Origin of the sequence: Hydrogenophaga sp. (assembly GCF_011390835.1) — a bacterium.
Lineage (GTDB): Bacteria > Pseudomonadota > Gammaproteobacteria > Burkholderiales > Burkholderiaceae_C > Hydrogenophaga.
In genome coordinates, this window is the sequence record NZ_JAABRQ010000066.1 from 1 (window position 1) to 2,831 (window position 2,831).

At 65.0% G+C, this 2,831-nt stretch carries 2 protein-coding genes; both read left to right on the top strand.

Features of this window, described 5'->3' with window-relative positions:
- On the top strand, nucleotides 1–1,326 hold a 1,326-nt coding region (locus GPT34_RS17690), incomplete at its 5' end, for a methyl-accepting chemotaxis protein (protein WP_291015349.1).
- Between the two features lie 26 nt (nucleotides 1,327–1,352).
- On the top strand, nucleotides 1,353–2,831 hold a 1,479-nt coding region (locus GPT34_RS17695), incomplete at its 3' end, for a methyl-accepting chemotaxis protein (protein WP_291015352.1).

The following is a 2,831-nucleotide window of genomic DNA, read 5'->3' on the forward strand; positions in this document are numbered from 1 at the left end:
CTGTCCAACCTGCGCTGGGAAACAGCGGTGAAACAGGCCAACGAGCAGCTCGCGAGCATGCTGCAGGGCGAAGCGGACGAGGACAACATCGTGCTGCAAGACCTGCAGCAACAGCTCAAGGACTATGTGGCGGCTGTGGAGCCTGTGGTGGCCCAGATTCAGGATGAAGCCTACGACTCAGCCACCGTGGCCAACCGCATGCTGGGTCGTGCACACGAGCGCTATGCCGCGATCCTCACGCTGGTGCAGCAGGTCGAAACCATCATCGCGACCGAGGCGGAAGGTGTGCAGACGGAACTGGTTTCCACCAGCGACCGAACTTTGTTGTGGTTTGGTGTTGCCGTGGCCCTGGCGGCACTGGTGGTGGTACCCACCACGCTGGCAAACATGCAAAGCATCTGCCAGCCGCTGGACCGGGCGCAGCGGCTCGCCGAGGGCATCACCCAGGGCGACTTGACCCAGGGCGTTTCTGCCCAGGGAAAGGACGAACTGACTGCGCTGATGAACGCGCTGGGGGGCATGCAGTCGTCGCTGGCGCGCATTGTGGGTGAGGTCCGGGCCACCACAGACAACATTGGCACTGCCAGCGCCGAGATCGCGTCGGGCAATCAGGATCTGTCTTCCCGAACCGAGCAGGCCGCCAGCAGCCTGCAACAAACCGCCAGCAGCATCGAGCAAATCAACAGCACGGTGCGCCAGAGCGCCGACGCTGCGCGCCAGGCCAGCCAGATGGCGGTGGCCAACGCAGAAGTGGCCGCCCGTGGCGGCAAGGTGGTGGGCCAGGTCGTGTCCACCATGGAAGAGATCAACCAGAGCAGCAAGAAGATCGGCGACATCATCGGCGTGATCGATGGCATCGCCTTCCAGACCAACATTCTGGCCCTGAACGCAGCGGTGGAAGCGGCAAGGGCAGGCGAACAGGGTCGTGGTTTCGCGGTGGTGGCCGCCGAAGTGCGCAACCTGGCACAGCGCAGCGCAGAAGCGGCCAAGGAAATCAAGGGCCTCATTGCCAGCAGCGTGGACAAGGTCGATGCCGGCTCGCGCCTCGTTGCCGAGGCAGGCAGCACCATTGGCGAAATCGTGGCCAATGCCGACAAGGTGTCGGTGTTCATCAGCGACATCACCACCGCTGCCAATGAACAGTCCGATGGCATTGGCCAGGTCAATACGGCTGTGGGTCACCTGGACCAGATGACCCAGCAGAACGCGGCACTGGTCGAGCAGAGCGCAGCCGCTGCCCAAAGCCTGAAGGAACAGGCCAGCCGCCTGGCAGACGTGGTGCGGGTTTTCCGCTTGCAACCGTCCACCTCAGGCCTTGTGGCCTGACCCGCCTTTCGCCTGGATTGATACACATGAACTTCAATCAACGGCTCGTCACCGCCTTTGTCGCACCGGCCGTCCTGTTCGTTGCTGGACTGGCCGCCAGCATCTGGTCGCTCGCCCAGACGCAGTCGAAGTTCGACCACTACATCAACACCGAGCAGGCCACAGCCAGTGGTCTGCAGGACATGTACGCGCAGGGTCTTCAGATGGGCCAGGCCCTGCGCAACATTCTGCTGGACCCCGAAAACCCCCAGGCTTACAAGAACCTGGAAAGTGCCCGCGCCGGATTTGATGTTGCTTACCAGGCCACACAGTCTGCAGCGGCAGGCAGCCCGACCGCAGCCGCACTGGCTCCACTCGGGGCCTTGCGGGCCGAGCAGGCGCAGGCTCAGGACAAGGTGCTCGCTCTGGTCAAGACCAGCGTGCCCGACGCGGTGCAGATGCTCAATGCGGAAGAAACACCCGCCTGGCGCAAGCTGCGCGGCGAATTGCTGGCGCTGGGCAAGAGTTCCAGGGAACTCTCGGCCCGGACACATGCGTCTGTCAATGCCGAAGCCGATCGTGCCCGCACGGTGGCGCTGGCGCTGGCGCTCCTGGCAGTGGCGGTGTCAGCGGTGCTGGGTGTATTGGTGCGGCGCACGCTCAAGAAGGAAATCGGCGGAGACCCCGCCGCGGCGCGCAGCGCGCTGCGCCGGATCGCTGACGGCGACCTGAGCGGTGACACGCCTGCGGTCAGCGATGCCAACAGCCTGATGGGTGCTTTGGCCGCGATGCAGACTTCCATGCGCACCCTGGTGGGGCAAGTGCAGGCCTCCAGCATCGGCATCGAGGCCGCCTCGCAAGAGATTGCCTCGGGCAATCAGGACCTGTCTGCGCGCACCGAGCAGGCGGCGAGCAACCTGGAAGAAACCGCAGCCAGCATGGAGCAGCTCACCAGCACCGTGCGCCAGAGCGCCGATGCGGCGCGCCAGGCCAACCAGCTCGCATCGAGCGCAGCCGAGATCGCCGCACGCGGTGGCCAGGTGGTGGGCCAGGTGGTCACCACCATGGACGAGATCAACCACAGCAGCAAGAAGATCAGCGACATCATCGGCGTGATCGACGGCATTGCCTTCCAGACCAATATCCTGGCCCTGAACGCTGCGGTGGAAGCCGCGCGGGCCGGTGAGCAGGGCCGGGGCTTTGCGGTGGTGGCCGGTGAGGTGCGCAACCTGGCGCAGCGCAGTGCCGAGGCGGCCAAGGAGATCAAGGGCCTGATCGGCGCGAGCGTGGACAAGGTCGAGGCCGGCTCCAGGCTGGTGGCCGATGCGGGCCAGACGATGAGCGAGATCGTGGGCTCGGTGCAGCGTGTCTCCGACATCATTGGCGAGATCACGGCGGCCTCGGGCGAGCAGAGCGACGGCATCGGCCAGGTCAATGTGGCGGTGACACAGCTGGACCAGATGACGCAGCAGAACGCCGCGCTGGTCGAAGAGAGCGCGGCAGCGGCCGAGAGCCTGAAAGACCAG